The following is a 26,077-nucleotide window of genomic DNA, read 5'->3' on the forward strand; positions in this document are numbered from 1 at the left end:
TGGGGGAGACTCCCCGCGTGGTGGACTCCGGGACCTGGCGGGTCGTCGTGCCCGTCAAGGGCGGCGGTGGCGCCAAGACGCGGCTGGCGCTGCCGCCCGGCCCGCGCCTGGCCCTGGCCACGGCGATGGCGCTGGACTGCCTGGACGCGGCGCTGCGCTGCGCCGCGGTGGGCCGGGTGGTGTGCGTCAGCGACGACCCGCGGGTGCGCGCCGCCGCCACCGGGGTGGGGGCGCAGGCCCTGCCCGCCGGCGGCCCGGGCCTGGCCCGCGCCGTGGACGCCGGGCTGGCGGCCCTGCCCCCGGGCCCGACGGCCGTGCTCGTCGCCGACCTGCCCGCCCTGCGCCCGCACGACCTCGGCGCCGCCCTGGACGCCGCCGCGGCGCACCCCGGCACCGTGCTGGTGACCGACGCCGACGGCGACGGCAGCGTCCTGGTGGCCCGCCGCGACGGTCCCCCGCCGCACCGCTTCGGCCCCGGTTCGGCCGCCGCGCACCGCGCCGCCGGCGCGCACCCGCTGCCCGCGGCGCTGGTGAGCCTGCGCCGCGACGTGGACACCCTGGAGGCGCTGCGCGAGGCCACCGCCCTGGGCGTGGGACCGCGCACTGCGGCGGCGCTGCGGGGCGCCGCGCTCCCCCTGACCCCCTGCGCCTCCTGACCGCCCGCCCCGGCCCCTCGACCCCCGGAGGACCCCGTGACCAGCACGCCGCTGCCCGCCCCGCACCGCCGCGCGCCCGCACCGCAGCCCGCCCCCGAGCCGCGGCGGTTCCGCTCCGCCCTGGCAGCGGCCCGCGCCGGGGAGCCGGGTGCCGTGGACGCGGAGGTGCTGCTGCACGCGCGCGGCGCGGACCTGGCCGCGCTGTGCGAGCTCGCCGGGCCCGTGCGCGACGAGGCGATGGCCCGCGCCGGGCGGGCCGGGGTGGTGACGTACTCGCGGAAGGTGTTCGTGCCGGTGACGCGGCTGTGCCGCGACCGCTGCCACTACTGCACCTTCGCGACCGTGCCGGGCCGGGTGCCGACCGCGTACCTGGAGGAGGAGCAGGTGCTGGCGATCGCCCGCTCCGGTGCCGCCGCGGGGTGCAAGGAGGCGCTGTTCACCCTGGGCGACGCCCCGGAGGACCGCTGGGGGGCCGCCCGCCGGTGGCTGGACGAGCGGGGGTTCGCCACCACCCTGGAGTACGTGCAGCACCTGGCGCGCCGGGTGCTGGACGAGACGGGGCTGCTGCCGCACCTGAACCCCGGGGTCATGACGTTCGAGGCGCTGCGCTCCTCGCGGGCGGTGGCCCCGTCGATGGGCATGATGCTGGAGACCACCGCGACGCGGCTGTGGAGCGAACCCGGCGAGGTCCACTTCGGCTCCCCCGACAAGGACCCCGCGCTGCGGCTGCGCGTGCTGCACGACGCCGGGCGCGCCCGGGTGCCGTTCACCACGGGGATCCTGGTGGGGATCGGTGAGACGCCGGCCGAGCGGGTGGACTCGCTGCTGGCGATCCGCGACGTCGCCGCCGAGCACGGCGGCGTGCAGGAGGTCATCGTGCAGAACTTCCGCGCCAAGGACGACACGGCGATGCGCGGCGCCGACGACCTCGGCCACGAGGAGTACCTGGCGGCGATCGCCGTGGCGCGGCTGCTGCTGGGGCCGTCGGTGTCGCTGCAGGCGCCGCCGAACCTGTCCGACCCCGGTCAGCGCGAGGAGCTGCTCGCCGCGGGGGTGGACGACTGGGGCGGGGTCTCCCCCCTGACGCCGGACCACGTGAACCCCGAGCGCCCGTGGCCGCAGCTGGACGACCTGGCGGCCACCACGCGCGGCGCCGGGTTCCGTCTCGCGGAACGGCTGACGGCCCACCCCCGCTTCGTGCTGGACGCGCTGGGCGGCGGCGAGGAGTGGATCGACGCGGCGCTGCACGCGCCGCTGGCCGCGCTGGCCGACCCCGCCACGGGCCTGGCGCACGAGGCCGCCCTGCCGGTGGGGCGGGTGGCGTCGTGAGCACCGAACCCGCTCCCCCGACCGACGCCGAGGTGCGCATGGCGCGCTTCGCGGCGGGGCAGCTCGGGCGCGACGCGACGCCGGAGTTCGCGGAGTTCTCCGACAGCTCCGGGCGGCGGTGGCTGGACGTGCTGACCCTGCGCGAGGCGCCGCGCCCGGGGCACGTGTCGGTGTCCACGCTGTCGCTGCACCGCTGGGTGAACCTGGTGGGTTCCGGGGCCGACCGGCACGACGAGCGGGTGGAGCTGGTGACGGTGCTGGCCGGGGTGGGCGCCGACGACGCCGCGGCCCTGCTGGTGGCGAGCGCGTTCACGGCGGTGGCCGAGGCGTGGCCGCTGCGGGCGGGCACCGTGTTCCCCGGTGTGGTGGGGGAACTGCTCGGCGTGGGCGCGCAGCACCTGCTGCTGACCGCGCCCGGGCTGTTCCCGCGACTGGCGCGCTACCGGCTCGACGACGCGGTGCAGGTGCGCTGGCTGCAGGCGGTGCCGATCCACGAGGTGGAGCGGGAGTTCCTGGACGGCCACGGCCTGGACGCGCTGGAGGACCGGTTCGCCGCCGCGGAGATCGCCGTCGCCGACCCGGCCCGCCCGCCCGTGCCGCTGGGCTGAGGGGTCAGCCGGTCAGGCCGATCCGGTCGGTGAACGCGTTGGCGAACTTCCCGTCCGGGTCGTGGCGGGCCACCAGCGCGCGGGCGTCGGCGAAGCGCGGGTACAGCCCCGCCAGGGTCGCCGCGCCCGCGGTGAACAGCTTGCCCCAGTGCGGGCGGGCACCCAGCGGCAGCAGGGCGTCCTCGACGCGCGCCAGGGCCGTCAGGACCTCCGGCTGGCGCTGCCTGAAGGTGAAGTGGAACGCCACCGCGTCGCGCTCGTACGACGAGGACAGCCACAGGTCGTCGGCGGCGACGGTGCGCACCTCGCACATGTGCAGCAGCGGGGCGATCGACGGGCCCAGGCGGCGCAGCTCGGCGATCGCGGTGACGGCGTGGGCGCGTTCCACGAGGTACTCCGCCTGCAGCTCCTCGCCGTTGCTGGGCTGGAAGCTGAACCGGAAGTGCGGCAGCCGCTCGTGCCAGGGCCCGGGCACGCCGAGCTGCTCGGTGGCGTTGAGCACGTCCACCTCCGGCAGCGGGTGCAGCGGCTCGCTCGCCCGGCGCGCGCCGAACAGTTCCGCCGGGGCGTCCGCGGAGTCGGCCAGGCGCGTCTTCAGCCACACCTGCGCGGTGTCCTCGCCGACCCAGGTGGTGTAGACGCTGACGCTGTGCGCGGCGGAGGTGACGGCGTCGAGGTTGTGCGTGAACGCGTCGAACGACAGCCCGGAGTAGACGTCCTGGCGCACCTCGTAGGTGGGCACGACGTCCAGCTCCAGGGCGGTGACGACGCCGAGGGCGCCGAGGGCCACGACGCTGCCGGCGAACCCCGCCTCGCCGCGCTCGGTGCGGCGCAGCGCGCCGTCGGCGCCGACGAGCTCCAGCGCCCGCACGTCGGCGGCGAGGTTCTGCGTGCGGTCGCCGGAGCCGTGCGTGGCGGTGGCGACGGCACCGCCGACGCTGATGTGCGGCAGCGAGGCCATGGTGCGCAGGGCCCACCCGGCGTCGTGCAGGCGCTGCGCGAGCACGCCGTAGCTGGTGCCCGCGCTGACGCGCACGCGGCCCGCGGCGGCGTCCACGTCCACCCGGGTCGGCAGCGCCTCCAGGGTGACCAGGTCGCCCGGGGAGTCGGCGACGTCGTTGAAGCAGTGCCGGGTGCCCAGGGCGCGCAGCCGCCCGGTACGCGCGACGAGCTCCTGCAGCTCCTCGACGCTGCGGGGCCGGTGCAGGCGGGCGGCGGCGTAGCGGTGGTTGCGGGCCCAGTTCAGGCCGGGTGCCGCGGTGTCGGCGGGCGACGTCGTCGTCGGGCTGTGCACGCGCGCACGCTAACCCACGGCCCGGCGGTGCGGGCGGGAACGCCGCGAGGGCGGCCCCCCTGGTGGAGGACCGCCCTCGCGGGTGGTGCTGGTGGTGCGGCGGGACTCAGAAGTCCATGCCGCCCATGCCGCCGTCGCCGCCGGCAGCGGCCGGGGCCGCCTTCTCCGGCTTGTCGGCGATGACGGCCTCGGTGGTCAGGAACAGGCCCGCGATGGACGCGGCGTTCTGCAGCGCCGAGCGCGTCACCTTGACCGGGTCGTTGATGCCGGCCTCGAGCAGGTCCACGTACTCGCCGGTGGCGGCGTTGAGGCCGTGACCGGTGGGCAGGTTGCTGACCTTCTCCGCCACGACGCCGCCCTCGAGGCCGGCGTTGACGGCGATCTGCTTCAGCGGGGCCTGGATGGCGACCTTGACGATGTTCGCGCCGGTCGCCTCGTCCCCGACGAGCTCGAGCTTGTCGAAGGCCAGCACGCCGGCCTGGATGAGGGCCACGCCACCACCGGCGACGATGCCCTCCTCGACGGCCGCCTTCGCGTTGCGCACGGCGTCCTCGATGCGGTGCTTGCGCTCCTTGAGCTCGACCTCGGTCGCCGCGCCGGCCTTGATGACGGCCACGCCGCCGGCCAGCTTGGCGAGGCGCTCCTGGAGCTTCTCGCGGTCGTAGTCGGAGTCGCTGCGCTCGATCTCGGCGCGGATCTGGGCCACGCGGCCGGCGATGGCGTCGGCGTCGCCGGCACCCTCGACGATCGTGGTCTCGTCCTTGGTGACGACGACCTTGCGGGCGCGGCCCAGCAGGTCGAGGTCCGCGGTGTCGAGCTTGAGGCCGACCTCCTCGGAGATGACCTGGCCACCGGTGAGGATGGCGATGTCGCCGAGCATGGCCTTGCGGCGGTCGCCGAAGCCCGGGGCCTTGACGGCCACGGACTTGAAGGTGCCGCGGATCTTGTTGACGACCAGGGTCGCCAGGGCCTCGCCCTCGACGTCCTCGGCCACGATCACCAGCGGCTTGCCGGACTGCATGACCTTCTCCAGCAGCGGGAGCAGGTCCTTCACCGTGGAGATCTTGGAGTTCAGGATGAGGATGTACGGGTCCTCGAGCTCCGTCTCCTGACGCTCGGCGTCGGTGACGAAGTAGGGGGAGATGTAGCCCTTGTCGAAGCGCATGCCCTCGGTGAGCTCGAGCTCCAGGCCGAAGGTGTTGCTCTCCTCGACGGTGATGACGCCTTCCTTGCCCACCTTGTCGAGGGCCTCGGCGATGAGCTCGCCGATGGAGGCGTCACCGGCGGAGATGCCGGCGGTCGCGGCGATCTGCTCCTTGGTGGTGACCTCCTTGGCGGCGGCCACGAGCTGCTCGGTCACGGCCTCGACGGCCTTCTCGATGCCGCGCTTGAGGCCCATCGGGTTCGCACCCGCGGCCACGTTGCGCAGGCCCTCGCGGACGAGCGCCTGGGCCAGGACGGTCGCGGTCGTCGTGCCGTCACCGGCGACGTCGTCCGTCTTCTTCGCGACCTCCTTGACGAGCTCGGCCCCGATCTTCTCGTAGGGGTCCTCGAGCTCGATCTCCTTGGCGATGCTCACACCGTCGTTGGTGATCGTGGGGGCGCCCCACTTCTTCTCCAGGACGACGTTGCGGCCCTTGGGGCCGAGCGTCACCTTGACAGCGTCGGCGAGCTGGTTCATCCCGCGCTCGAGACCGCGACGGGCCTCTTCGTCGAAGGCGATGATCTTGCTCATGCCTGGTGTTCCTCCCAGAAGACGGGCGGTGGGCGGCCGGAGCGGTGCCCGCGACGGACGACCGGCGGCGACGGGGTCACGTCCCCCGCGCGACCGGCCTCACCGGTCCGGCCCGGAGCTTTCGCTCCCGGGTCGAGGTGCTGCTGGTGCTGTCACTCTCGACTCGAGAGTGCCAACGCCAATGTTGGCACTCTCCCCCTCCGAGTGCAAACCCCCTGCGCTCCGCCCCGCCGACGCGTCGGCGGGCACGCCCGGTGATTGAGGGCTCACCCGTCCGGCGTCTGGTGGCCTCGGCGAACCGCTGCGACCCTGGTGACGACCGCCCCACCACCCGGGGACGACCTGAGGAGAGACGTGTCCGAGCTGCCGCTGCGGATCCAGGCGCTGAAGACGCGCCGCACCGACGACCTGTCGGGCGAGTACCTGCTGGACCCCACCCACAGCCGCATCGGCTTCGTCACCCGGCACGCCATGGTGACCAAGGTGCGGGGGCAGTTCGCCCGCTTCGAGGGCCGCGCCCACCTGGACTTCGCCCGGCCGGCGGCCTCGAGCGTGCAGGTCGCCATCGAGGTGGCGAGCATCGACACCCGGGAAGCGCACCGCGACGAGCACCTGCGCACCAACGACTTCTTCGACGCCCCGGCGCACCCGCGCATCGTCTTCCGCTCCACGCACGTCCACCCCCTGGGCGGCACGGACTACCGCGTCACCGGGGACCTGACGATCAAGGCGACGACGCTGCCCGTCTCGGTGGACTTCGAGCACACCGGCGCGGCCAGGGACCCCTTCGGCACCACGCGCCTGGGCTTCGAGGGCTCCACGAAGATCAACCGTCGCGACTGGGGCGTGGAGTGGAACGCCCCCCTGGAGACCGGTGGCGTGCTGGTCTCCGAGACCGTCGTGCTGGAGTTCGAGATCTCCGCCGTGCCGGCGACCGCGGACTGAGCGCGGCCGCCGACGGCGGGCGGCTCAGAGGCCGCGGACGTTCTCGGCCTGCGGGCCCTTCTGGCCCTGCCCGACCTCGAACTCGACGCGCTGCCCCTCCTCGAGGGAGCGGTAGCCGTCGGCGGCGATCGACGAGTAGTGCACGAAGACGTCGGCGCCACCGTCGTCCACGGTGATGAAGCCGTACCCCTTCTCGGCGTTGAACCACTTCACGGTGCCCTGAGCCATTGCGTTCTCCTGGGTGGTGCAGCGAGCGGGACGTCCCCGGCGACGCCCGGGGGCGGGTCTCACGCTGCCCGCGGCGGTGAGGCCGTGGGCGACGCCCGACGTGCCGGCCCCGGGGAGGACGTGCTCATCGAACTGATCGACCGCTGCCCAGGTTAGTGCGGCGAGGGGCCGTTGGGGCAGGGTTCACCCAGGCGGATCCGCGGGACCGGCGGGACGGCTCAGAGCAGCCCGGCCACGCCGCCGAGCAGCCCGTCGGCCAGCCGGCGCACCGCCAGCACCGCCCCGGCCACCACGAGCAGCGCGAGCACCGACCAGGCCAGCACCACCAGCAGCACCCCCGCCGGCCCGCGGCGGGTGCGGTGCGCGCCCCGGCGGGCCGCCAGCTGGCGCGGGCGCTGCTGCTCCCGGCGGCTCAGGGCTGCACGCCCAGGCGGCGCGCCGAGCGGGCGCGCTGGCGGCTGGAACGCATCCGGCGCAGCCGCTTGACGAGCATGGGGTCGTGCTCCAGCGCCTCGGGGGTGTCGATGAGGGCGTTGAGCACCTGGTAGTAGCGCGTGGGCGTCAGGTCGAACAGCTCGCGCACCGCCTGCTCCTTGGCCCCGGCGTACTTCCACCACTGGCGCTCGAAGGCCAGGAGCTCGGCGTCGCGGCGGCTGAGCCCGCTGCCGGCCCCGGGCTGCCCGGCGCCCTCCTCGTGCGCCGTCGCGCCGACCTGCACCTGCGACCCGTCCACGACCCGCCCCTCTCTCACGATGCCGCCCACTCTAGGAGGCCCCTGCGACACCCGCCGGTCGCCGCGCGGGGCGCCGGGGCCGCGGGGCGCGGCGGTGCGCGCTAGCGTCCCGGCGTGCCCCAGGAACACCCGCGGACCGAGCCCCTGCCCGACCCGGCGGGCCTGGGCGTCGACGACCTCGAGGAGGGCTGGGCACGCGCCCTGGCGCCGGTGCGCCCGCACCTGTCGGAGCTGTCGCAGCGCCTGGCCGCCGAGCCCGGCCCCTGGCTGCCGCGCCCCGAGCACGTGCTGCGCGCCTTCCGCCAGCCGTTCGCGGACGTGCGGGTGCTGCTGGTCGGGCAGGACCCCTACCCCACGCCCGGTCACCCGATCGGGCTGGCGTTCGCCGTCGAGCCGCACGTGCGGCCGCTGCCGCGCAGCCTGGTCAACGTCTACCGGGAGCTGCGCGAGGACACCGGCGTGCAGCCGCCCGAGCACGGCGACCTGACGGCCTGGACGCGCTCGGGCGTGCTGCTGCTCAACCGGGCGCTGACCGTGCGCGCCGGCGACGCGGGCTCGCACCGGCGCCTGGGCTGGCAGGCCGTGACCGACGCGGCGGTGCGCGCGCTGGCCGAGCGCGGCGGGCCGCTGGTGGCGCTGCTGTGGGGCCGCGACGCGCAGTCGGTGCAGCCGCTGCTGGGGGACGTGCCCGTCGTGGCGGGCGTGCACCCCAGCCCGCTGTCCGCCTCGCGCGGCTTCTTCGGCTCGCGGCCCTTCAGCCGGGTGGACGCCCTGCTGCGCGAGGCCGGCGGCGACGGGGTCGACTGGCGCCTGGACCCCTGAGCCCACAGCTCTGCTGACCATCCGCTGTTAGGGTGCCCACGGTCGGTAGCGAGGATGGCTGATCCCGCCCCTGAGCCCGTCGCGAGGTGGGTGTGATCGACGGGGCGTGGAGGTCGACGCGAGCGTGTCCAGTGGTGTCCAGAAGCTTCCCCGAGCAGAACGGAACGACCTCGCGCTGCAGCGCGGGGACATGTCCAACGTCGGGGCGCAGAGCGCGCGCGGGGTGGCCTGGACGCTCGCCGGCCAGTGGGGCTTGCAGGGCGTGCGCATGGTCAGCATCGTCGTCCTGGCCCGGTTGCTGACCCCCGACGACTACGGCCTCATGGCGATGGCCTGGGTGATCACCGGCTTCGTCGCCACGGTGGGCAGCCTCGGCCTGTCCGAGGCCGTCGTCCAGCGGGAGCACGTCAGCCACGCGCAGGCGAGCACCTTGTTCTGGCTCAACCTCGCCCTGGGGGTCCTCCTCACCGGGCTCGTCGCCGCGAGCGCGCCGCTGCTCGCGATGTTCTACGGCCGCAGTGAGCTCGTGGGCATCACGTTGGCCCTGTCGGTGACGTTCCTGCTCGGCGCCCTGACGGTCCAGCACCAGGCGATCCTGCTGCGCCGACTGGCCTTCCGGACCCTCGCCCTGCGCAGCTTCACGAGCGGCATCACGGAGATCGCCGTGTCCGTCGCGGCCGCCTTCCTGGGGGCCGGGTACTGGTCCCTCGTCTACGGTCAGCTCGCGGGCGTCGTGCTCAACGTGGTGGTGCTGTGGTCGGCCGTCGACTGGCGGCCGGGCCGACCGAGGCGTCGGTCGGGAGTGCGGTCCTTCGTCTCCTTCGGCGGTGGCATCTCGACGTTCCGCGTGCTCGACTACGCCTCCCGCAACGCCGACAACCTCCTCATCGGGCGCTTCCTCGGAGCTGACGCCCTGGGCCTGTACACCCGTGGCTACGGCCTGCTGATGGCGCCGTTGCAGCAGATCCACGGCCCGGTCGCGAACGTCGTCCGCCCGACCATGGCCGGGTTGTGGAAGGAACCGGACCGGTACCGCCGGTACTACCTCTCCGCGCTCAGCGGCCTGTGCTTCCTCGTGGCGCCGGTCGTGGTGCTCCTGGCGGTGCTCGCCGAGCAGGTCGTCGAGGTGCTGCTGGGGCGACCCTGGCTGCCGTCGGCCGACGTCTTCCGCTGGTTGTCCGTCGCGGGTCTGCTGCAGGTGGTCGGCTTCACCAACGGGTGGCTGTACGCGACGTCAGGACGGTCGTGGGCGATGGCGCGCTGGGCGCTCATCAGCAGGCCCGTGCTCATCCTGTCCTTCGTGGTCGGCCTGCCGTGGGGCATCACGGGGGTCGCCGTCGCGTACGCGGCTGCCCAGCTGGTCCTGACCCCGCTCGGCATCGCCCGCGCCGGGCGCGGGACCCCCGTATCGCTGCCAGACGTCCTGCGGGTCGCCGTGCGCCCGGCCGTGGTGGCGGCGGCGGCAGGTCTGGCTGCCGGGCTGTCGTGGTTCCTGGTGCCGGAGCAGACCGCCCTCGTGCAGCTCCTCGTGCGGGGAGGGATCGGCGTGCTCGTTGCTGTCGGGCTGGTGGCGTCCTGGTCGTCGGCCCGCAGGGAGATCACCACTCTCGTGCGATCGGTGCGCAAGCGCCCGTGACCTGCCGGTGCACGACTCACTCCCGAGGCGCTGACCAGACGCTTCGCGACGGCCCGTTCGCCTCGGTTGACAGTGAGTGAAACGCCTCTCCAAGCTACGGTCGTGACCACCTCCGGAACCGCGTCGCCGACCTCCCGCGGCACCTCCGACGCCGACGCCGTCCCTGACGTCTCGGTCGTCATCCCCACCCGCAACGGGAGCCGCACGCTGGGGGTGCAACTGGACGCCCTCGCGCGTCAGCGCACCCAGCGCAGGTACGAGGTGATCGTCGCGGACAACGGCAGCACGGACGGGACCCGCGAGCTCGTCGAGTCGTACGCGGTCGAGCACCCGTGGTTGCGCTGGGTCGACGCAAGCGCACGGACCGGTTCGAACGTCGCCCGCAACGTGGGCACGGACGCCGCCCGCGCGGAGTTCGTGCTGCTGTGCGACTCCGACGACGAGGTGACCGAGGACTGGCTCGAGCTCCTCGCCAGCGGATTGGAACGCGCGAGCGCTGTCGGCGGTCGCCTCGAACGTGAGAAGTTGAACGCCGAGTACTCCGCACGGTACGGGCCCCCGGGTGGTTACGACGGCATCACGAAGCAGCTGGGGTTCCTCCCACGACCCATCGGCGCAAATGCCGGGTACCGCAAATCGGCGTGGGAAGAGGTCGGCGGGTTCAACGAGGACTACGTCCGCGGCGGGACGGAGACGGAGTTCTACTGGCGTCTCCAACTGGCGGGTCACACGCTGCTCGACGTGCCCGAGGCGGTGGTCCACTACCGCCTGCGCCCGGACCTCAAGACGTCGGTCAAGCAGATGTACATCTGGGGTCGGCAGTCCCCCATGCTCTACCGGGACTTCCGCGCGCACGGCATGGAGTACGACGTGCGCGAGTCGCTCCGGCGTTGCAAGAGCATCGTGTGGCTGGCTCTGCACAGCTACCGCGGGGCCTTCGAGCGACTGCACCTCCTCCGCACGGTCGGGTACCAGCTCGGCCGCATCGTCGGCAGCGTCAAGTACCGCGTCGTCTTCCCGTGAGCCCGCACGCGAGCGAGGTTCGCCCACCGCGGGTGCGGACCGTTCCGGCGGACTGAAACAGGCACCCCCGCGGGGCAGCGGTGGGTGAGACGCGGCACGATGCGCCCCATGGACGCACCCACCGGAACCGTCAGCCGCGCGCCCTTCGGGCGCACCCGCCGCGGGGAGCCCGTGGAGCGCTGGGAGCTGCGCCTGCCCTCCGGGGCGAGCGCCGAGGTCCTCACCCGCGGCGCGGCGCTGCACCGGGTGCGGGTGCCCGACGCCGCCGGCGCCCTCGGCGACGTCGTGGTGGCCCTGCCGGACGTGCCCTCCTACGAGGCGGCCGAGGGCTACCCGGGCGCGGTCGTGGGCCGGGTGGCCAACCGCCTCGGTGGCGGGCGCTTCACCGTCGACGGGGTCGAGCACCGGGTGCCGGTCAACGACGGCCCGAACGCGCTGCACGGCGGCGCGGAGGGCTTCGACCAGCGGGTGTGGGACGCCGAGGAGGTGACCGGCGGCGAGGGCCCCGCGGTGCGGCTGACGCTGCGCAGCCCGGACGGCGACATGGGCTTCCCCGGGGAGCTGACCGCGCAGGTGACGTACACCCTGGCCGAGGACGCCGGCGGGGTGCGGCTGCGGCTGGACCACCGCGCCACCACCACCGCCCCGACGCCGGTGAACCTCACCAACCACGCGTACTTCACCCTCGACGGGCCCGGGACGGTGGAGGAGCACGTCCTGCGGCTGCACGCCTCCCGGTACGTCCCCGTCGGGGAGGACCTCATCCCCACCGGGGAGCTGCGCGACGTCACCGGCACGCCGTTCGACTTCCGCACCCCCACCCGGCTGGGCGAGCGGCTGCGCGACGCCGACGAGCAGCTGCTGCGCGCGGGCGGCTACGACCACTGCCTCGTGCTGGACGACGCCGGCACCGGGGAGCGCACCGTCGCCGAGCTGACCGGCCCGCGCAGCGGCCGGCGCCTGCGGGTGCGCACCGACGCGCCCGGCCTGCAGCTGTACACCGGCAACTTCCTCGACGGCGCCTGGCGCACGGTCGAGGGCCGGCCGGTGCGCCAGGGCGACGCGCTGTGCCTGGAGACGCAGCTGCTGCCGGACGCGGTGAACCGGCCGGCGTTCACCGGGGGCGGGCTCGGCGAAGCGGTCCTGCGCCCGGGCGCGGTGTTCACGACGAGCACGACCTTCGCCTTCAGCGCCTCCTCCGGCAGCTGAGGACGCGGGCGGCGGGCCCCGGCGCGGGGCCCGCCGCTCAGGCGCGCCGGACGGTGAGGGTCGGCGGGGTGCGCAGCGTCTGGGCGATGACGCAGTAGCGCTCCGCCAGGGACACCATCTTCGCCTCGGTCGCCTCGTCGGCGTCGGAGGTGAAGTCGAAGGTGACGGTGACGTCGGTGATGCCGACGGGGACGGAGCGGTCCACGCCGAGGGTGCCGCGGGCGTCCCAGGTGGCCTCGGCGGTGACGCTGGCACCGCGCAGCTGCACGCCCATGGCGGTGGCGACGCTGCGCAGCGTCACCCCGGCGCAGGCCGCGACGGCCTCGCAGAGCATGTCCGCCGAGCACGCCTCGGTGCCGTCGCCGCCGGCGGCGGGGTGCAGCCCGGCGCGGGTGGTGCCGGCGAAGCCGTCCACGGAGACCCCGATGGACTGCCCGTCCAGGACCGCCACGGCCCGGGCCGGCACGGCCGCGGAGCCGGGGTCCTCGCGGTACTTGTCCTTCAACGGCTTCTGCAGGGCCCTGAGCTCAGTCGCGTCCACCGGGGCACCTTAGGCCCCGCCGCCGCGGGGGCCGCAACCGGCGAGCGCGGGTCCGTGCCCGACACTGGCGCGGTGAAGCGGGCGACGGCGGTGCGGACGGCGGAGCAGGTGGCGCAGCGCTGCGCGCACGTGGCGGCGCAGCCGGCGGGGATCGTGCGGCTGCGGGTCCTCGAGGCGTGGCTGTGGGGTCCACTGCTGGGTCCGCCGGTGGAGGAGGTCCCCGACGACGGCGGTGTGAGCGTGGCGCTGGTGTGCGGGGAGAGCGCCGAGGACTGCGCGTGGGGCACCACCCCGCCGGGCGCCGGGCAGTGGCTGGCCGCCTCGGGCCTGGCCCGGCGCCCGGTGCACCTGGTGTTCCGCCCCGCCGGGCAGCCGGTGTGGAACCACGCGGTCACCCGCCCGGTGCGGCTGTGGTCGGCCGCCGACGGGACGGACGAGGACGTGCTGCGGGCCGTGGGCGAGGGGGCGGGCGAGGGGCTGCGCCCGCCGGCCCCCTCACCGGCGGACCTGGCGCTGCGGCTGGAGGCGGACCTGGCGGCGAGCCGGGCCGCGGTGCGCCGCGCGAGCGCCGAGCACGACGCGCACCGCTGGGCGCCGGGCTCGCCGGTGGGGCGGGCCGACGCCCTGGCGGCCGCGGTCAGGGGTTACCTGGAGCTGCTGGACGCGGTGGGGCGCGCCTCACGCGGCGGGGGGTGATCACCAGGGGCAGACGGCCTGCCACACGTCGGCGTGCATCTCGAAGCGCTCGAACCGCTGGGGGTCGCTGACCTCCCCGTCGGAGTTGAGCCGGAAGGTGCCGTCCAGGGCCGTGACCTCCACGACCTTGCCGGTCGCGGTGATGACGTCCTGGCGCTCGACGTGCACGCCGCGGCGCAGCCCGGCGGCGAAGCCCAGGCGCGCCAGCGGGCCGGTGGAGGCGGAGACCACGACGTCGGCGACGCCGTCGTGGGGGTCGGCGGCGGGCACCAGGGGTGCACCGCCGCCGATGGTGCCGCCGATGCCGATGCCCACGACGAGCACGGGCCGCTCGCCGGTGGTGACGATGCGGCCGTCGACCTCCACGCGCAGCCGGAAGCCGCGGCCGGCGCCGACCCCCGCCCACAGGGCCCCCACGGGGTAGGCACCGGCGTGCAGGACCTTCTTCAGCCGCTGCGCCTTGGCGGTCGCCGCCGCGCCGATGCCGGCGTGCACGGTGTTGACGGTGATCCGCTCGTGGCCGTCCACGAGGAGCTCCAGGTCGCGCGGGCGGCCCGTCGCGGCGATGCGGGCGGCGGCCACCGGGTCCAGCGGCAGGTGCAGGGAGCGGGCCAGGTCGTTGCCGGTGCCCAGCGGCACGATGCCCAGCGGGCCCACCGAGCGCGTGGCGCCGGCGTCCCACAGCAGCTGCAGGACCGCGTGCAGGGTGCCGTCGCCGCCGAGCACCACGAGCCGGCGGCCGTCCGCGCCCAGCAGCGCCTCGCGCAGGTCGTCCAGGCCGCGGGTGCGGCGCAGCTCCACGTCGGCCTCGCGGCCCAGCTCGCCGACGACCGTCTCGACGGCGGCGGGGCGCGCCGACCCCGCCCCGGCGTTGACGACGGCCAGGATCCCGTCGGGGTGCTCCTCCTGCTGCTGCGTTCCCACGCGGGGATCAACGCGGGGGCGGTGCCGGGCGTGCCCGGGGAGGGCCGCTCCACAGTGACCTCACAGGGCGCAGCTCGGCGAGGGCCGTGACCCCGACAGGCTTTCCGGAACGTTGGTCTGTGATTCCGGAATCCACCCGGGCGTTTCGCGCCCACCCGGGGACCAGTGGCCGCTAGCGTGATCCCCCTCACAGCTGGGGAACGGTCCCCGGCAGGACGAGGAGGTTCTGGTGAGCACGACGGACCACGGATCGAGCGGCCCGCCGGCCGGTGCGGGCGAGGGCCGCACCCCCTACGAGGACGCGCTCGACTCCCCCGAGTTCCAGGCGCTGCGGCGGAGGTTCCGCCGCTTCGTCCTGCCCCTGTCGGCGTTCTTCCTGGTGTGGTACGCGACGTACGTCCTGCTGGCGGGCTACGCGCCCGGCTTCATGAGCACCCGGGTGGGCGACAGCAACATCACGATCGGGCTGCTGTTCGGCCTGGGCCAGTTCGTCTCCACCTTCGTCATCACGACCGCGTACGTGCGCTGGGCGAACAAGCACTTCGACCCGGCCGCCGAGGAGTTGCGCCACCGCGTCGAGGGGGGCGCCCGGTGACCACGTCCCTGACCGCCGCGCTGCCCACCGCGGCCGCCGCCGGCACCGACATCGGCAACCCCGCGGTCAACATCGCCATCTTCGCGGCCTTCGTCGCCGTGACCTTGACGGTGGTGCTGCGGGCCAGCCGCAACAACCGCACCGCCGCGGACTTCTACGCCGGCGGCCGCTCGTTCACCGGCGGCCAGAACGGCGTCGCCATCGCCGGGGACTACCTGTCGGCGGCCAGCTTCCTGGGCATCGCCGGGGCCATCGCCCTGTACGGCTACGACGGCTTCCTGTACTCCATCGGGTTCCTGGTGGCGTGGCTGGTGGCCCTGCTGCTCGTGGCCGAGCTGCTGCGCAACACCGGCCGCTTCACGATGGCCGACGTCCTCAGCTTCCGGTTGCGCGAGCGGCCGGTGCGCACGGCCGCGGCCATCTCGACCCTGGCGGTGTCGTTCTTCTACCTGCTGGCGCAGATGGCCGGCGCCGGTGGCCTGGTGGCGCTGCTGCTGGGCATCGACTCGCGCGCCGGGCAGAACCTCGTCATCGCCGTCGTCGGCGCCCTGATGATCCTCTACGTCCTCATCGGTGGCATGAAGGGCACCACCTGGGTGCAGATCATCAAGGCGTGCCTGCTGGTGGCGGGTGCGGCCGTGATGACCGTCTGGGTGCTGGCCCGCTACGGGTTCAACCTGTCCGACCTGCTCGGGGCGGCGGTCTCGGCCCCCGGCTCGGCCGGCGAGACGCTGCTCGGGCCCGGTGCGCAGTACGGCGGCAGCGAGATCTCCAAGCTGAACTTCCTGTCGCTGTCGCTGGCGCTGGTCCTGGGCACCGCGGGCCTGCCGCACGTGCTGATGCGCTTCTACACGGTGCCCAGCTCGAAGGAGGCCCGCAAGAGCGTCGTGTGGGCGATCTGGATCATCGGGGTCTTCTACCTGTTCACCCTGGTCATCGGCTACGGCGCCGGCGCCCTCGTCGGGCCGGACGCCATCCGGGCGGCACCGGGCCGGGCGAACTCCGCGGCCCCGCTGCTGGCCTACGAGCTGGGCGGCACGATCCTGCTGGGCATCATCGCCGCGGTCGCGTTCGCCACGATCCTCGCGGTCGTCGCGGGCCTGGCGATCACCGCCAGCGCCTCCTTCGCCCACGACATCTACGCCAGCGTCATCAAGAAGGGCGACGTCTCCCCCGAGCGCGAGGTCCGCGTGGCCCGCACGACGGTCGTCGTCATCGGCGCCGTGGCCATCGTCGGCGGCATCTTCGCCAACGGGCAGAACGTGGCGTTCCTGGTGGCGCTGGCGTTCGCGGTGGCGGCCAGCGCGAACCTGCCGACCATCCTGTACTCGCTGTTCTGGCGGCGGTTCACCACCCGCGGCGCGCTGTGGAGCACCTACGGCGGGCTGATCTCCTGCCTGGTGCTCATCGCGTTCTCGCCCGTCGTCTCGGGCAAGGTGGACGAGAACGGCGTGAGCCTGTCCATGATCCGCGACACGGGCGTGGACTTCTCCTGGTTCCCCCTGGAGAACCCCGGCCTGGTGACGATCCCGCTGGCGTTCTTCCTCGGTTGGCTCGGCTCGGTCACCGGCCGCGAGAGGGGCAACGAGAAGCGCGCGGCCGAGATGGAGGTGCGCTCGCTGACCGGCGCGGGGGCGGAGAAGGCCGTGCAGCACTGACGGGTGAGTCACGTGTGCACGAGGACCCCGCGGCGTGATCGCCGCGGGGTCCTCGTGCGTCCGCCTGCCACACCGCACGGAGGAGTCAGGCGCGGGCACGCCCCGGCGACGGGAGCCGCTGCCCCAGCAGCAGGAACGCCGGCCAGGGTCGGCGGCGGGCCAGCAGTTCCACTGCCGTCCCGAACGCCAGACCGGCGGCAGTCCCGGCGAGCACGTGGACGGTCACCGCCTCGACCCCGGCGGCGTGCAGAAGCGTCCGGGTCCCCGACGTGGCGAACACGTGGCAGGTGTAGACGGTGAAGGAGAACGCTCCCACCAGCACCAGCGGGCGGAACCGCCAGCGCAGCAGCAGGAGGGAGAGACAGCCCGCGGCTCCGAGGACGATGGCCACCGCACCGCGGACCGGGATCCGCTCGACGACCCCGAGCAGACCCGCCTGCGTCAGCGCCGCGCCGGCCACGGCCACGGCCACCACAGCCACCTTGAGCCACCTCGGCGCGCGCTGCCAGGAGAACCGCTGCGCGGCCAGCCCGGCGAGGAAGAACGGCGCCAGGTACAGGGCGCTGCGCAACCCCAGCACGTCCGGGACCGACGGCACCGTGAGGTGCGCCGCAGCGCTCGCGGCGAAGGCCCCGGCCACGGCGGCAGGCCGATCCAGCAACCCCCTGCGGTCCAGAGCGGCGACGAGCAGGAACACCCAGAAGACCGCTGCCAGGAACCAGAAGTGCGCCACCGGCAGCACGTGCCACAGGTACCAGGGCGTGTTGCCAGAACCGCCGGCCCGGCGACCGCTCACCTGCTGCAGCACGGCGAAGGCCGTGCCGATGACGAGCATCGGCACCAGCAGTCGGCGCGCTTTGCCTCGGGTGAACGAGCCCAGCGGGCCGCGGTTGGGCCGGGCGGCGTACACGAACCCGGACAGGAACGTGAACAGCGGCATGCGCAGGTACGCCACGGAGTCCACGACGTAGGACCAGGGGTTCTGGGGGTCCAACCGCAACCCCGAGGCGGCATCGTCACCACGCACGTGGAAGAGCACGAGGAGCACGCACGCGAGTCCGCGCAGCGTCTCGACGGCAGCGTCCCGGCGGCCGTCCGCGAGCCCTGTCCCTGACTCCCGACGGGCGGGACCCGTCGAGTCCTTCACCCGGCCGCCGGGGAGACGAGTCAGGTCCCCCCCCGGCGGCCGTCACCTCGCGTGCTCCCGGAACCAGGTGCGCAGCTCCTCCTCGGAGGATCCACGGTGGTCCTTCAGGGAGTGCACGAGGCTGTGGCCGTTCTCCACCAGCCAGCGGGGATCGGCCGGCAGCCCCTGGAAGGCCAACCCGAACGGCTCGTCGCGGTCCACCATGCCGCGGATGCGCAGGCCGGCGGCGAAGACCGCGAGGCTGACGGTCACGTCCTCACCCACGTCGGGGGTGCGCACCCACGGCCTCCAGTCGAGCAGGTCGGTGCGCTGCAGCAGCGCCGGTGAGACGGCGTAGGCGCCACCGAGGCAGTGGGCACCGAGCTCGTAACCGTTGGCGAGGGCCTGCTGAGTGAGGTCGCGAGCCCGTGCGCGCAGGGCAGCGGGCTTGTACCAGAACCCGGTAGGCACCCGGAAGCGCGTGGAGCGCCGCCAGACGGTGACCGGCCGGGAGGCGGCGGCGATGGCACGCCCCTTGTGCTCCCAGTCGCGGCGCTCGCCGGTGCACCTGCGGTCGTAGGACCCGAGCATCCCGACGGTCGGATCGGCGGCGAGGGCCGCTCGGACCTTGTCCGCGAAGGGGGCGATCACCAGGGCGTCGGTGTCCATCTTCAGGCAGAACTCCGGCGCCTCCGCAGCAGCGGCCCGGAGGCCCTCCATGGCACCGGCGACGAGGGCGCTCTTGAGGTCCGGTGGCGCGGACGCCTCCCACAGGGGGGTGCGCACCACCACGGGAGGGGTGGGCCACTCCAGCTCGGCCAGCTGGGGACGCGGGGTGAGCGAGTCGTCGACGAGCACCAGCCGCACGTCCTCGGCCGGTTCGTGCGCGCGCAGGCTGTCGACGGTGTCCTGCAGGCGGGCCAGCTCGACGGGTTTGGGGCCGACGGGGATCAGTACGGAGAACATAGTGGGGTGGCCCCTCCGGGGAGTCGGCGGATCGACGGCGAGCTCCGTGGTGCAGCGCGCAGGGTTCGGAGGGGTCGGCGGCGCCGGGCACGAGCGTTCCGCACTTCCACACACCCTCCGCACGATCGATCAGCACCCCGAGCCCTGCTCGGCACCCTCGCCGTCCGTGCGGCAGAACCTACCGTCCGTGGTGCCTCGTGAAAAGCGGCAGCGGGAGCTGCTGGTCATCAGCCGGTGCGGTGGCGGGACGCCAGGTCGTACAGCGCCCGGCTGTCGGCGCCGGCGGGCGAGGCGACCTGCTTGACGGCGTCCTTGAGCCGCACCCCCTGGACCGTCAGGGCCAGGACCTCCTCGAGCAGTTCCTCCGGATCGGCAGCTCGGGCAGGTGCCCCGGCCACCACGAGGCAGATCTCGCCACGGACCTCGCGCTCCGCCGCCCAGCGCGCCAGTGCACCGAGGTCGTCGCGCACGACCTCCTCGTACGTCTTGGTGAGCTCCCGGCAGACGGCGGCGGGGCGGTCGGCACCGAACGCCTCGGCCATCGCGGCCAGGGTGGCTCCCACGCGGTGCGGGGACTCGAAGAAGACGAGCGTGCGCGGGTCACCGGCCAGCTCGGCGAGGGCCCGCGCCCGGGCGCCCGGGCGGCGCGGCGGGAAGCCCTCGACGGCGAAGCGAGCGCTGGGCAGGCCGGAGACGGCCAGCGCGGCGAGCGCGGCCGAGGGTCCGGGCACCACGGAGACGGGTGCTCCGGCGTCGATGCAGGCGCGGACCACGCGGTAGCCGGGGTCGGAGACCGAGGGCATCCCCGCGTCGGTGACGAGCAGGACGGTGCGCCCCGCGGCGACCTCCCCGGCCAGCTGGGGTGCGCGATCGGCCTCGTTGTGGTCGTGGCAGCTGAGCACCCGGCCGGTGGGCTGGACGCCCAGCGCCGCGCAGAGGCGGTGCAGCCGCCGGGTGTCCTCGGCGGCCACGACATCGGCCGACTCGAGCAGGCGGCGCAGGCGCGGGGAGGCGTCCTCCACATCACCGATGGGGGTGGCAGCGAGCAGGAGGCGCCCGGCGGCGGCAGGGGTCGGATCAGCGGGGGGCACCTTTCCATCGTCGCGCACCGGAGCACCGACGGGTGCACTCGTGCGCCGCCGAGGGCCTCAGGCCAGGTGCTGCAGGTCCGCGGGCAGCGTGGCGGTACGCGACTGCGGCAGGACGAGGGTGCCACCGACCAGGTCGCGGGTGCTGATGTCCTCCACCTGCCGGCACGTCGCGATGCCGATGCGGGTGAAGGCGTCGACGGCCTCCATCTGGTGGTCGTCGACGTGTTCGCCGCGCGCGGCCCTGCGCGGCACGACGACCGGCTCCACGCCCTGTTCCAGGAGCTGCAGCACGGAGCCCACCCCGGCGTGCGTGACGACCGCGGTGGCCTCGCGAGCCAGCCGGCTGAACTCGGCGTTGGTCACGTAGTCGCGCACGGTCCCCGGCAGGTCGTTGCGGGCGGTGACACCGAGCTGCCAGGTGACCTCCGCGCTGGGGGGCAGCACCTTCAGCACCCGGTCGACGAGCGCGTCGAAGCGGTAGGGGCGGATGGTGCCGAGCGTCACGAAGATCCGCGGCGGCCCCTGCTTCCGCCTGGGTGCCGATCGGCGGGCGAGGGAGTCGGCGATGGACACGTCGTGGCGCCACCGGCCCTGAGCGCGCTCGGGGTGCTGGGTGTACAGGCCCACTCCCGGGATGCCGCTGACCAGCCGCCCCGTCATGGAGGTGCCGTGGAAGCGGGAGACGCTCTCGACGTAGTGGGCCGGGACGCCCAGGGACCTGGCAGCCAGCAGGGCCGGTACGGCGACGGCCGCACCGGTGCTGACGACGGCGTCGTAGTGCTCCTCGCGCAGCAGTCGGTGGAACTGCGGCAGCACCCTCAGCGCGGTGCGCCAGTCGCGCGGAGCCACGTAGGGCAGGTAGGTGACCGGCCGGTCGGCGAGGAGCGACGTGCTCTGGTCGTTCTCGGCGGTGACCCAGCGCGAGTCCGCGTTCGCCTCGAGGATCTTGCTGACGAGCAGGAGCTCCGTCAGGTGCCCCCCGATGGAGGAGACGAGCAGGAGCTTGCTCCGCCGGGGCAGGCTGGAGTTCCGCATGTGTCCTCACAGACGTCGTTCGGTGACGTGCCCGGAACCGGTGACAGGGCCGGAAGCTGTCTGTAGACGATCTATTACGCAGCGTCGCCTTAATCGTCACCTTAGCCCATTCGTGTCACCAGTAACACCCTCCGTTGCGGGCTGCACTCTCTGCGCACCCGCCACATCTTGACCGTTCGAGATCGGTTGCACACGCTGAGCGAACAGGGTCCGCGCCGCCACACGCGGGGCCCTCGCCGGATCCGCCCTACGATGACGACGTGATCGCGACCACCGGGCAGCGCGCGTGACGGCACCAACGAGCGACCTCGCACCGGTTCGCGACCGGCTGCTGGGAGGCCCCTCAGAGATCACCGGGGAGTCGTGGCGGCGCGCCTGGCTGCCGCTGCTGGTGGTGACGCTGATCGGCGGCTTCCTGCGCTTCTGGCGCCTGGGCGAGCCGCACCAGCTGGTCTTCGACGAGACCTACTACGTCAAGCAGGGCTGGTCGCTGCTGCAGCACGGCGTGGAGCTGCGCAACGACGCCTCCATCCCCACCCCGGACGCGCTGTTCACCGCCGGCACGCCGGACGTCTTCGGCACCGAGGGCGACTTCGTCGTCCACCCGCCGGTGGGCAAGTGGATGATCGCCTTCGGCCAGTGGCTGTTCGGGGTGGACTCCTCCTTCGGCTGGCGCTTCACGGCGGCGCTGGTGGGCACGCTGTCGATCCTGCTGATCGGGCGGGTGGCGCGGCGGCTGTTCCGCTCCACCGTGCTGGGGGTGAGCGCCGCGGTGCTGCTGGCCACCGACGGCCTGCACTTCGTGGAGAGCCGCACCAGCCTGCTGGACGTCTTCCTGTCCTGGTGGGTGCTGGTGGCCTTCGCCTGCCTGCTGGTGGACCGCGACCGGGCGCGCGAGCGGCTGGCCCGGGCGGTGGCCGAGCACGGCGCGGCCGGGCTGGGCCCGCGGCTGGGGTGGCGGCCGTGGCGGCTGGCGGCCGGGGTGAGCCTGGGCCTGGCCTGCGGGGTGAAGTGGTCCGGCCTGTACGTGCTGGCCGTCTTCGGCGTGATGACGGTGCTGTGGGACGCCGGCGCCCGGCGCGCGGTGGGCGTGCGGTCGTGGCTGCCGGCCGCGGCCTGGCGCGACGGGGTGCCGGCCTTCCTGGCGACGGTGCCGGTGGCGGTCGTGGTCTACGTGGCCACCTGGGCGGGGTGGTTCGCCTCCGAGAACGGGTGGGACCGGCAGTGGGGTGCGCAACACCCCTCCAGCGGCGTCGGCGACCTCGTCCCGGACGCGCTGCGCGGCCTGTGGCACTACCACCAGGAGGCGTACTCCTTCCACGTCGGGCTGGACAGCCCGCACCCGTACTCCGCGAACCCGTGGTCGTGGCTGGTGCAGGGCCGCCCGACGTCCTTCTTCTACGAGGACCCGGTGCTGGGCGAGGACGGCTGCACCGTGGCGCAGTGCTCCAAGGCGATCACCTCGCTGGGCACGCCGGTGCTGTGGTGGGCCGGGGTGGCCGCCCTGGTGGTGCTGCTGTGGTGCTGGGCGCTGCGCCGCGACTGGCGCGCCGGCGCGGTGCTGGCCGGGTACGCGGCCACCTACCTGCCGTGGTTCCAGTACCAGCAGCGCACGATCTTCACGTTCTACGCGGTGGTGCTGGTGCCCTTCGTGGTGCTGGGCGTGGTGTACGTGCTGGGGCTGGTGCTCGGCCCCGACCCGGGCACGGCGGTGCTGCACGGCGGGAAGGGCGTGGAGGCGGCCCTGAGCCGGCGGCGCCGCGGAGCCTTGGCGGCGGGGGTGGTCGTGGTGGGCTGCGTGGCCTGCTTCGCCTTCTTCTGGCCGATCTACACGGCGGAGGTCATCCCCTACGAGGAGTGGCAGCGGCGCATGTGGCTGCCCAGCTGGGTGTGAACCAGGGAGCGCGACGGCCTGCATGACAGAGCGTGGCGGCCAGCGGACGTTGCCCAGGGATGCAGCTCTTCCGGCACAGGTTGAGTACTGTCAGGCTCGGTCCCGTCACGGAACGCCCTTCAATGGGGTGGCAGCACTGGGACGGACGCCCGCCGCCGAGTCAGATGGAGCACCCCACGTGACCCGAGACACCCCTTCCACGGCCCCCAACACCCCCTTGGCCGCTCTCGCGGAGCGCTGGTGGCTCGGAGTGCTGCTCGCTGTGGCCGTCGGCGCCCTGGGCGTGGCGGTCGCCTACGCGCGAACCCCCACCTACACCGGTGAGGCCCGCGTGACCGTGGGCAGCGAGAGCCTCGATGCGCGCGTCGTGGCCGGTTACTCGCGGGCCGCCTCCGACCTGGCCTCCGACATCAGCCGTTACGTCAACGACCAAGAGGCCGTGGCCGGGCTCGATCCGGTCCTCGGGCAGGACGCTGCGGCCATCTCCTCCGTCATCGCCTCCCCCATCCCCGAGTCGAGCGTCATCCGCATCGAGGTCTTCGCCGAGGACCCGGAAGTCGCCGCGCGCGGAGCGCAGGCGATCGCGCAGCAACTCACCGACCAGGTGAACACGGTCACCGGCGAGAGCCCCCAGTCGCTGCTGCAGGAGTACACCGACCTGTCGAACCAGGTGGCGGTGGCGGAGCAGACCGCGACCCAGACCCAGGCGACCTTCGAGTCGCTGGTCGCCAGCGGCGCCGGTGAGGCGGTGCTCGCCCCGGCGCGGGCGGCCGCGGAGCAGGCCGCCGCGGCCCTGGACGTGCTGGAGGTGCAGCAGTCCGCCCTCGGGGAGCGCTACCGCGACGTGGTGAGTTCCACCCCCTCGGCGGCGGGCCTGCGCGTGGTGCAGGAGGGGCACCTCGCGGGCAGCAACCGGACCAGCCGCGTCCAGCAGTACGGCTTGGCCGGCGTGGCGCTCGGGGTGCTGCTGGCCCTGCTCGCGGCCGTGGTGCTCGACCGCCGCGCCGCTGCGGCGCGGGCCGCCGGGGACCCCGCGGCGCGTGGCGGCGGACACCGGTCCACCTCCCCCACCACCGGGGCCGACGCCACTCCTCGCGCCGCGCACGAGACGGTTCCCCGCGGTGACGGCGCGCACCGCGGCGAGGCGCTGCGCAACCCCCAGAACCTCGGGACGCGGACGCCGCAGCCGTGACGATCCAGTCCGCCGACCGAGCTGGCACCGCGCTCGGGGAGCAGCCGGAGTCGCCCGCGGCCGGACCGGTGCCGCCGGGTGAGCCCAGTAGGCCGATGTACCTGTGGTGCCTGCTGGGTGTCGTGGTGTTCAACGTCTTCTCGGGGCACTGGGACGCGTTCCACCTCCCCCTCGGCCTGGACAGGGTGTTCTTCGGGGTCGGCGTGGTCCTGCTGGCGCTGGACCCTTGGGCGTGGCAGCGCACGCGGCTGCGGTTCCGACCGATCCACGTAGCGATGATCGCGCTGCTCCTCGTCGCCGTCCTGTCGGCCGCAGCCCACTCGACGCTGCTGAACCCCTACGGCCTGTTCGCTCTGCTGGACAGGATCTTCGTCCCCTTCCTGCTCTTCTGCGTCGCACCTGTGGTCTTCAACACCCCAGAGCGCCGCGACCTGCTGCTGCGCACCCTGGTCCTGCTCGGTCTCTACCTGGGCGTGACCGCCCTGCTGGAGACCCTCCACGCGTACTCACTGCTGTTTCCGTCGTACATCGGCGACCCCGACGTCGGCATCCAGTACGGGCGCGCCCGCGGACCCTTCGTCGCCTCCGAGGCCATGGGTCTGGCGTGCGCCGCGTGCGCGTTCGCCGGGGCCGCTGCCGCGACGAGGTTCCGCGGGTGGTGGCGGGCCCTGTCCGTGCTCGTGGTCCTGCTCTGCCTCGCCGGTGTCGTCGGGTGCCTGACGCGCTCGGTGTGGGTGGGCACCGCCCTGGGCGCCGTGGTCGCCATGGCCGGCATCCGCCGGACCCGGCGCCTGCTGCCCCTCGCGCTCGTCGTCGGCGCACTGCTGGTGATGGCCATGCTGGCGTTCGTCCCCGGCCTGCGGGAAACCGCCGGTGAACGAGCGGGGACGACGAACTCCGTGCTGGATCGGCAGAACACCAACGCAGCGGCTCTGCGCATCGTCGACGCCGAGCCGCTCACCGGCGTGGGCTGGGTGCGGTTCATCGAGGTCTCCCACGACTGGGTCCGCCAAGCCGACACGTACCCGATCACCAACGTGAACATCGAGGTCCACAACGTGGTCCTGAGCCGGGCCGCGGAGCTCGGGGTTCCGGGGGCCGCGGCGTTCGTGGCCTGTGTGCTGCTGGGCCCGGTGCGGGCGCTAGTGCAGCGTCGCCGCCCGGAGGACGCGCCGGACCTGGTGACGTGGCGCGCCGTGGCCAGCGGCGTGACGATCGGCTGGTGCGTGGCCATCATGCTCAGCCCGATGCCCTACCCGCTGCCCAACTCCCTCACCTGGATGATGGCCGGGATCGCCCTCATCCCCTACCTGACGAGAGCACAGGACCGTGACAGGACCGATCGGCCGGCAGCGCGTTGACGCGGCCCGAGCGCGGAGGCTGCTGGGAGCCGCCGCGTACCTCGGCGTAGCGCGTCACCTCCCCTGGTCCCCCCGCCCCGGCGGCCGGGGGGCTCGACGACTGCGAGGACTGCTGGCCCAGCTGATGCTCGACGAGTGCGGGCGGGACGTGAACGTCGAGCACGGCGCGTGGTTCGGATCCGGCAAGGGGATCGAACTGGGCGACCGCTCCGACATCGGTATGGACGCCCTGGTCATCGGGCCCGTCCGGATCGGACGGGACGTGATGATGGGGCCCCGCTGCATCCTGCTCGCCTCCGCCCACGAGACGGCGTCGGTGGACGTGCCCATGAACCAGCAGGGTTTCCGCGAGGACAGGCCGATCGTCGTCGAGGACGACGTGTGGATCGGGGCCGGTTCCATCGTGCTACCCGGCCGCCGGATCGGCCGCGGTAGCATCGTCGGCGCAGGGGCCGTGGTGGTCAACGACGTGCCGGCGTGGACGGTCGTGGCGGGAAACCCTGCGCGCGTCGTCAAGGAGCGGAAGCCGGGCACGCAGGTCCCCGAGGCTGTGGCTGAGGCGGCTGACGCGGCATTCAACGACACCATCGGCTTCGGCTGAGTCCCGGGACAGCACGACGGCCGCGCCCTGAGCAGGGCACGGCCGTCGGGGTCAGCGGGTTCAGCTGGTGGGCTTGCCGTAGTCCTTGGGCAGGGCCTGCAGCTTGTCCCAGGGGAAGTTCTGCATGATCGTGTAGCTGGGCTTGCCCTGCATCAGCGCCGGCCAGGGGTCCACACCGG

General features: G+C 73.9%; 24 protein-coding genes and 1 pseudogene. 15 read left to right on the forward strand and 10 right to left on the reverse strand.

Annotated features, from left to right (window positions below; translation table 11 throughout):
* Nucleotides 1-17 precede the first annotated feature (17 nt).
* From cofC to ACRYM0_RS10910, 3 genes and pseudogenes are all read left to right on the forward strand, one after another.
* Nucleotides 18-656 carry a 2-phospho-L-lactate guanylyltransferase gene (gene cofC, locus ACRYM0_RS10900; protein WP_432504951.1) on the forward strand — a complete coding sequence of 213 codons (639 nt, stop codon included), beginning with the start codon at nucleotides 18-20 and terminating at the stop codon, nucleotides 654-656.
* A gap of 51 nt (nucleotides 657-707) precedes the next feature.
* A pseudogene (cofG, locus tag ACRYM0_RS10905) lies at nucleotides 708-1,973 on the forward strand (7,8-didemethyl-8-hydroxy-5-deazariboflavin synthase CofG); the annotation flags it as partial.
* An 8-nt stretch (nucleotides 1,974-1,981) separates the two neighbouring features.
* The gene (locus ACRYM0_RS10910; protein ID WP_432504952.1) at nucleotides 1,982-2,593 is read left to right on the forward strand and encodes a suppressor of fused domain protein; all 612 of its coding nucleotides are present in this window, start codon (nucleotides 1,982-1,984) and stop codon (nucleotides 2,591-2,593) included.
* 4 nt (nucleotides 2,594-2,597) lie between these two features.
* Here ACRYM0_RS10910 and ACRYM0_RS10915 read toward each other — a convergent pair whose 3' ends face one another.
* Both ACRYM0_RS10915 and groL read right to left on the reverse strand, forming a co-directional pair.
* A complete protein-coding gene (locus tag ACRYM0_RS10915; protein ID WP_432504954.1) occupies nucleotides 2,598-3,887 on the reverse strand; it encodes a D-arabinono-1,4-lactone oxidase in 1,290 nt (429 codons plus the stop codon).
* A 106-nt stretch (nucleotides 3,888-3,993) separates the two neighbouring features.
* Nucleotides 3,994-5,622: a chaperonin GroEL gene (groL, locus tag ACRYM0_RS10920; protein WP_432504956.1), complete on the reverse strand. Its 1,629-nt coding sequence runs from the start codon at nucleotides 5,620-5,622 to the stop codon at nucleotides 3,994-3,996.
* Between the two features lie 354 nt (nucleotides 5,623-5,976).
* Between groL and ACRYM0_RS10925 the strand changes: the two genes are divergently transcribed.
* Nucleotides 5,977-6,567: a YceI family protein gene (locus ACRYM0_RS10925; protein WP_432504957.1), complete on the forward strand. Its 591-nt coding sequence runs from the start codon at nucleotides 5,977-5,979 to the stop codon at nucleotides 6,565-6,567.
* A 24-nt stretch (nucleotides 6,568-6,591) separates the two neighbouring features.
* Here the strand turns inward: ACRYM0_RS10925 and ACRYM0_RS10930 are convergent, their stop codons facing one another.
* The gene (locus tag ACRYM0_RS10930; protein WP_432504959.1) at nucleotides 6,592-6,795 is read right to left on the reverse strand and encodes a cold-shock protein; all 204 of its coding nucleotides are present in this window, start codon (nucleotides 6,793-6,795) and stop codon (nucleotides 6,592-6,594) included.
* Between the two features lie 412 nt (nucleotides 6,796-7,207).
* Nucleotides 7,208-7,513 (reverse strand): DUF3263 domain-containing protein, encoded by a 306-nt coding sequence (locus ACRYM0_RS10935; RefSeq protein WP_432504999.1) that lies wholly within the window; start codon nucleotides 7,511-7,513, stop codon nucleotides 7,208-7,210.
* Between the two features lie 159 nt (nucleotides 7,514-7,672).
* Here ACRYM0_RS10935 and ACRYM0_RS10940 point away from each other — a divergent pair, with 159 nt between their 5' ends.
* From ACRYM0_RS10940 to ACRYM0_RS10955, 4 genes are all read left to right on the forward strand, one after another.
* On the forward strand, nucleotides 7,673-8,350 hold the full coding sequence (locus ACRYM0_RS10940) for a uracil-DNA glycosylase (protein WP_432505002.1): 678 nt from the start codon (nucleotides 7,673-7,675) through the stop codon (nucleotides 8,348-8,350).
* Nucleotides 8,351-8,540: 190 nt separating this feature from the next.
* Nucleotides 8,541-9,986 (forward strand): lipopolysaccharide biosynthesis protein, encoded by a 1,446-nt coding sequence (locus ACRYM0_RS10945; protein ID WP_432504961.1) that lies wholly within the window; start codon nucleotides 8,541-8,543, stop codon nucleotides 9,984-9,986.
* A gap of 102 nt (nucleotides 9,987-10,088) precedes the next feature.
* Nucleotides 10,089-11,009: a glycosyltransferase family 2 protein gene (locus tag ACRYM0_RS10950; RefSeq protein WP_432504963.1), complete on the forward strand. Its 921-nt coding sequence runs from the start codon at nucleotides 10,089-10,091 to the stop codon at nucleotides 11,007-11,009.
* A 108-nt stretch (nucleotides 11,010-11,117) separates the two neighbouring features.
* The gene (locus ACRYM0_RS10955; protein WP_432504965.1) at nucleotides 11,118-12,218 is read left to right on the forward strand and encodes an aldose epimerase family protein; all 1,101 of its coding nucleotides are present in this window, start codon (nucleotides 11,118-11,120) and stop codon (nucleotides 12,216-12,218) included.
* Between the two features lie 37 nt (nucleotides 12,219-12,255).
* Here the strand turns inward: ACRYM0_RS10955 and ACRYM0_RS10960 are convergent, their stop codons facing one another.
* On the reverse strand, nucleotides 12,256-12,759 hold the full coding sequence (locus ACRYM0_RS10960; protein WP_432504967.1) for an OsmC family protein: 504 nt from the start codon (nucleotides 12,757-12,759) through the stop codon (nucleotides 12,256-12,258).
* A gap of 72 nt (nucleotides 12,760-12,831) precedes the next feature.
* Between ACRYM0_RS10960 and ACRYM0_RS10965 the strand changes: the two genes are divergently transcribed.
* The gene (locus ACRYM0_RS10965; protein ID WP_432504969.1) at nucleotides 12,832-13,455 is read left to right on the forward strand and encodes a DUF7711 family protein; all 624 of its coding nucleotides are present in this window, start codon (nucleotides 12,832-12,834) and stop codon (nucleotides 13,453-13,455) included.
* On the opposite strand, the gene ACRYM0_RS10970 is transcribed toward ACRYM0_RS10965, so the two are convergent.
* The gene (locus ACRYM0_RS10970) at nucleotides 13,456-14,379 is read right to left on the reverse strand and encodes a diacylglycerol/lipid kinase family protein (protein WP_432504971.1); all 924 of its coding nucleotides are present in this window, start codon (nucleotides 14,377-14,379) and stop codon (nucleotides 13,456-13,458) included.
* Nucleotides 14,380-14,608: 229 nt separating this feature from the next.
* On the opposite strand from ACRYM0_RS10970, the gene ACRYM0_RS10975 reads away from it, so the two are divergent.
* Nucleotides 14,609-14,974 carry a DUF485 domain-containing protein gene (locus tag ACRYM0_RS10975; protein ID WP_432504973.1) on the forward strand — a complete coding sequence of 122 codons (366 nt, stop codon included), beginning with the start codon at nucleotides 14,609-14,611 and terminating at the stop codon, nucleotides 14,972-14,974.
* A complete protein-coding gene (locus tag ACRYM0_RS10980; protein ID WP_432504975.1) occupies nucleotides 14,971-16,632 on the forward strand; it encodes a solute symporter family protein in 1,662 nt (553 codons plus the stop codon). The genes ACRYM0_RS10975 and ACRYM0_RS10980 overlap by 4 nt, the downstream gene beginning before the upstream one ends.
* Before the next feature lie 85 nt (nucleotides 16,633-16,717).
* Here the strand turns inward: ACRYM0_RS10980 and ACRYM0_RS10985 are convergent, their stop codons facing one another.
* The 4 genes from ACRYM0_RS10985 to ACRYM0_RS11000 form a co-directional block, all read right to left on the reverse strand.
* The gene (locus tag ACRYM0_RS10985) at nucleotides 16,718-17,779 is read right to left on the reverse strand and encodes an acyltransferase family protein (RefSeq protein ID WP_432504977.1); all 1,062 of its coding nucleotides are present in this window, start codon (nucleotides 17,777-17,779) and stop codon (nucleotides 16,718-16,720) included.
* A 42-nt stretch (nucleotides 17,780-17,821) separates the two neighbouring features.
* Nucleotides 17,822-18,724 (reverse strand): hypothetical protein, encoded by a 903-nt coding sequence (locus ACRYM0_RS10990; RefSeq protein WP_432504980.1) that lies wholly within the window; start codon nucleotides 18,722-18,724, stop codon nucleotides 17,822-17,824.
* A 227-nt stretch (nucleotides 18,725-18,951) separates the two neighbouring features.
* Complete coding sequence (gene rsmI, locus ACRYM0_RS10995; protein ID WP_432504982.1) at nucleotides 18,952-19,815, reverse strand: 16S rRNA (cytidine(1402)-2'-O)-methyltransferase; 864 nt, start codon at nucleotides 19,813-19,815, stop codon at nucleotides 18,952-18,954.
* A 57-nt stretch (nucleotides 19,816-19,872) separates the two neighbouring features.
* Nucleotides 19,873-20,850, reverse strand: coding sequence for a glycosyltransferase (locus tag ACRYM0_RS11000; RefSeq protein WP_432504985.1), 978 nt, complete (start codon nucleotides 20,848-20,850; stop codon nucleotides 19,873-19,875).
* 286 nt (nucleotides 20,851-21,136) lie between these two features.
* On the opposite strand from ACRYM0_RS11000, the gene ACRYM0_RS11005 reads away from it, so the two are divergent.
* From ACRYM0_RS11005 to ACRYM0_RS11020, 4 genes are all read left to right on the forward strand, one after another.
* Nucleotides 21,137-22,744: a dolichyl-phosphate-mannose--protein mannosyltransferase gene (locus tag ACRYM0_RS11005; protein WP_432504987.1), complete on the forward strand. Its 1,608-nt coding sequence runs from the start codon at nucleotides 21,137-21,139 to the stop codon at nucleotides 22,742-22,744.
* A gap of 178 nt (nucleotides 22,745-22,922) precedes the next feature.
* Complete coding sequence (locus ACRYM0_RS11010; RefSeq protein ID WP_432504990.1) at nucleotides 22,923-23,936, forward strand: Wzz/FepE/Etk N-terminal domain-containing protein; 1,014 nt, start codon at nucleotides 22,923-22,925, stop codon at nucleotides 23,934-23,936.
* Complete coding sequence (locus tag ACRYM0_RS11015; protein WP_432504992.1) at nucleotides 23,933-25,297, forward strand: O-antigen ligase family protein; 1,365 nt, start codon at nucleotides 23,933-23,935, stop codon at nucleotides 25,295-25,297. The genes ACRYM0_RS11010 and ACRYM0_RS11015 overlap by 4 nt, the downstream gene beginning before the upstream one ends.
* Before the next feature lie 148 nt (nucleotides 25,298-25,445).
* Nucleotides 25,446-25,898, forward strand: a complete 453-nt coding sequence (locus tag ACRYM0_RS11020) for an acyltransferase (RefSeq protein WP_432504993.1) — start codon at nucleotides 25,446-25,448, stop codon at nucleotides 25,896-25,898.
* Nucleotides 25,899-26,077: the final 179 nt, after the last annotated feature.

Source organism: Kineococcus arenarius subsp. arenarius (genome assembly GCF_050871845.1).
GTDB lineage: Bacteria > Actinomycetota > Actinomycetes > Actinomycetales > Kineococcaceae > Kineococcus.